General features: G+C 57.1%; 1 protein-coding gene and 2 other annotated features (2 of these 3 only partly in view). The gene reads right to left on the bottom strand.

Going from position 1 to position 2,952, the window contains the following annotated elements; all coding sequences use genetic code 11:
- Nucleotides 1-2,221 (bottom strand) — a sequence feature (mutual gap in cmsearch alignment for this rRNA model is longer than 100) (it extends 835 nt beyond the left edge of the window).
- On the bottom strand, nt 2,126-2,416 hold the full coding sequence (locus tag SSNG_RS43005) for a hypothetical protein (protein WP_206731309.1): 291 nt from the start codon (nt 2,414-2,416) through the stop codon (nt 2,126-2,128). It overlaps the preceding feature by 96 nt.
- Nucleotides 2,417-2,502: 86 nt before the next feature.
- Nucleotides 2,503-2,952 (bottom strand) — a sequence feature (mutual gap in cmsearch alignment for this rRNA model is longer than 100) (it continues 1,038 nt past the right edge of the window).

The raw sequence follows: 2,952 nt of genomic DNA, 5'->3' as shown, positions 1-2,952 counted from the left end.
CGGGCCTATGGTTGAGACAGTCGAGAAGTCGTTATGGGGATCCCACGTCGGAACTTACCCGACAAGGAATTTCTTAGAAAGAATGGTTATAGTTACCACCGCCGTTTACTGGCGCTTAAGTTCTCAGCTTCGCAACCCCGAAAGGTCACTAACCGGTCCCCTTAACGTTCCAGCACCGGGCAGGCGTCAGTCCGTATACATCGCCTTACGGCTTCGCACGGACCTGTGTTTTTAGTAAACAGTCGCTTCTCGCTGGTCTCTGCGGCCACCCCCAGCTCAGAGAGCAAGTCTCATCACCAGGAATGGCCCCCCTTCTCCCGAAGTTACGGGGGCATTTTGCCGAGTTCCTTAACCATAGTTCACCCGAACGCCTCGGTATTCTCTACCTGACCACCTGAGTCGGTTTAGGGTACGGGCCGCCATGAAACTCGCTAGAGGCTTTTCTCGACAGCATAGGATCATCCACTTCACCACAATCGGCTCGGCATCAGGTCTCAGCCTTAACGTGTGACGGATTTGCCTACCACACGGCCTACACCCTTACCCCGGGACAACCACCGCCCGGGCTGGACTACCTTCCTGCGTCACCCCATCGCTTACCTACTACCACCTTGGATCGCCGGCTCCACCACTTTCCTTTCCCCGAAGGGTCCGGAACGGCTTCACGGGCTTAGCATCAGAGGATTCGATATTGGGCGTTTCAAAGCGGGTACCGGAATATCAACCGGTTGTCCATCGACTACGCCTGTCGGCCTCGCCTTAGGTCCCGACTTACCCTGGGCAGATCAGCTTGACCCAGGAACCCTTAGTCAATCGGCGCACACGTTTCTCACGTGTGTATCGCTACTCATGCCTGCATTCTCACTCGTGAACCGTCCACAACTAGCTTCCGCTGCTGCTTCACCCGGCACACGACGCTCCCCTACCCATCACAGCGGGCGTTGGCCCTATTGCTGCAATGACACGACTTCGGCGGTACGCTTGAGCCCCGCTACATTGTCGGCGCGGAATCACTTGACCAGTGAGCTATTACGCACTCTTTCAAGGGTGGCTGCTTCTAAGCCAACCTCCTGGTTGTCTCTGCGACTCCACATCCTTTCCCACTTAGCGTACGCTTAGGGGCCTTAGTCGATGCTCTGGGCTGTTTCCCTCTCGACCATGGAGCTTATCCCCCACAGTCTCACTGCCGTGCTCTCACTTACCGGCATTCGGAGTTTGGCTAAGGTCAGTAACCCGGTAGGGCCCATCGCCTATCCAGTGCTCTACCTCCGGCAAGAAACACACGACGCTGCACCTAAATGCATTTCGGGGAGAACCAGCTATCACGGAGTTTGATTGGCCTTTCACCCCTAACCACAGGTCATCCCCCAGGTTTTCAACCCTGGTGGGTTCGGTCCTCCACGAAGTCTTACCTCCGCTTCAACCTCCCCATGGCTAGATCACTCCGCTTCGGGTCTAGAGCGTGCAACTCAATCGCCCTATTCGGACTCGCTTTCGCTACGGCTTCCCCACACGGGTTAACCTCGCTACACACCGCTAACTCGCAGGCTCATTCTTCAAAAGGCACGCAGTCACGAGGATCCGAAGATCCCGACGCTCCCACGGCTTGTAGGCACACGGTTTCAGGTACTATTTCACTCCGCTCCCGCGGTACTTTTCACCATTCCCTCACGGTACTATCCGCTATCGGTCACCAGGGAATATTTAGGCTTAGCGGGTGGTCCCGCCAGATTCACACGGGATTTCTCGGGCCCCGTGCTACTTGGGAGATGAGCAAGCAAGCCGCTGATGTTTCGTCTACGGGGGTCTTACCCTCTACGCCGGACCTTTCGCATGTCCTTCGACTACATCAACGGTTTCTGACTCGCCCAGCCGCCGGCAGACGACTGAAGCTCATTCCCACAACCCCGCATGCGCAACCCCTGCCGGGTCTCACACGCATACGGTTTGGCCTCATCCGGTTTCGCTCGCCACTACTCCCGGAATCACGGTTGTTTTCTCTTCCTGAGGGTACTGAGATGTTTCACTTCCCCTCGTTCCCTCCACACTGCCTATGTGTTCAGCAGTGGGTGACAGCCCATGACGACTGCCGGGTTTCCCCATTCGGACACCCCCGGATCAAAGCTCAGTTGGCAGCTCCCCGGGGCCTATCGCGGCCTCTCACGTCCTTCATCGGTTCCTGGTGCCAAGGCATCCACCGTGCGCCCTTAAAAACTTGGCCACAGATGCTCGCGTCCACTGTGTAGTTCTCAAGCAACGACCAGCCACCCATCACCCCACCAGACAAGCTGGCGAGTTCACTGGGGCCGGCACTGAAGACTGACCAGACGGCCGTGCCTTCAGGACCCAACAACGTGCCAGGCACGATCTCTTTCAGTGACTCACTTTCCACGCCGAAGCAGTACTCGTGATCCATCCAGAAGACCGTGCCAAATAATCAACGTTCCACCCATGAGCTGACCGTGCAGAACGTTTGTCTGCAATCGGTACTGTGCTCCTTAGAAAGGAGGTGATCCAGCCGCACCTTCCGGTACGGCTACCTTGTTACGACTTCGTCCCAATCGCTGGTCCCACCTTCGACAGCTCCCTCCCTTACGGGTTGGGCCACCGGCTTCGGGTGTTACCGACTTTCGTGACGTGACGGGCGGTGTGTACAAGGCCCGGGAACGTATTCACCGCAGCAATGCTGATCTGCGATTACTAGCGACTCCGACTTCATGGGGTCGAGTTGCAGACCCCAATCCGAACTGAGACCGGCTTTTTGAGATTCGCTCCACCTCACGGTATCGCAGCTCATTGTACCGGCCATTGTAGCACGTGTGCAGCCCAAGACATAAGGGGCATGATGACTTGACGTCGTCCCCACCTTCCTCCGAGTTGACCCCGGCGGTCTCCTGTGAGTCCCCATCATCCCGAAGGGCATGCTGGCAACACAGGACAAGGGTTGCGCTC

It is taken from the genome of Streptomyces sp. C (assembly GCF_000158895.1).
Lineage (GTDB): Bacteria > Actinomycetota > Actinomycetes > Streptomycetales > Streptomycetaceae > Streptomyces > Streptomyces racemochromogenes.
Note: the sequence above shows the minus strand (reverse complement) of the source record. Positions and strands in the feature narration are given on the sequence as shown.

What these genes read in the sequence shown, in the direction of transcription:
- SSNG_RS43005 (WP_206731309.1), bottom strand. Translation starts at nt 2,416, where the DNA reads ATGGATCACGAGTACTGCTTCGGCGTGGAAAGTGAGTCACTGAAAGAG.